This is a genomic window from Candidatus Termitispirillum reticulitermitis, assembly GCF_054655775.1.
This window is the reverse complement of record NZ_BAAIHG010000187.1, coordinates 1-815: the sequence shown is the minus strand read 5'-3', so window position 1 is coordinate 815 and position 815 is coordinate 1. Positions and strand designations below refer to the sequence as shown.

The following is an 815-nucleotide window of genomic DNA, read 5'->3' as shown; positions in this document are numbered from 1 at the left end:
TTTAAGTTTGATAATGGACTTTCATACACAGCAGCAATAACATCATGGATAGTCACCAATGCTGTTAAAGCCGGCGACAAGGTTCTGTTAGCTGTAGGGGCGTCAACTACTGGCACTCATCATGTAAGGGTGGCTACTAAACCTGTCGGAGACACCGCTACATTGACTATCGCTCCGTCATCGAATCTCAATCAAGTGGCTATATCTGTTGACCCCAATAGTAGCGGCAAATTTACAGCTGTTAATATAGTTGATGGTAAATTTGTCACATCAACTGTCAACTGGGATAGAGATTTAAATAATCCAATTGTTCCGGGCGTTGTGACGTTATCAGCCGTGAAAGCGGGCAGTGCCGCCTTAGCCGGCACCAAGCTGAAAGATATAGCGCAGTTCACTAATTCTGATGGTCGCATGCTCCTAGATAACACACAGACCTTAAGCATATATGGCAATAATGGCAATGTGGATATCTACATAGAAGGTGAAGATACCATCGCTGATTTAACTGCTAAACTGGCTGAAGCTATCAAGACGTTGGGTATGGCAGGCACCCTTTCTGCCAGCGATTTAGTCCACTATGTTCCGCCAACTAGTAGCACAGCTACATCTGGAAACTACGCCGTGCAAGGCACTATAGTGTTCCAGACTGCATTGACGGGGAAACAATCAGAGTTAAAGTTCATCGGAGATGAAAGCATACTGAATGCACTGGGCATATCAACTATACAAAAGGCTGAGGCTAGTAGCATAAATGCAACAGTGTCTGATGCGCACACGGGCAGGCTAGTCGGCAGCGACACGGTATCAGACTTTAT

General features: G+C 45.4%; 1 pseudogene. It reads left to right on the top strand.

Going from position 1 to position 815, the window contains the following annotated elements:
* Positions 1 to 815: pseudogene (locus AC1MDJ_RS08180) on the top strand (hypothetical protein); the annotation flags it as partial.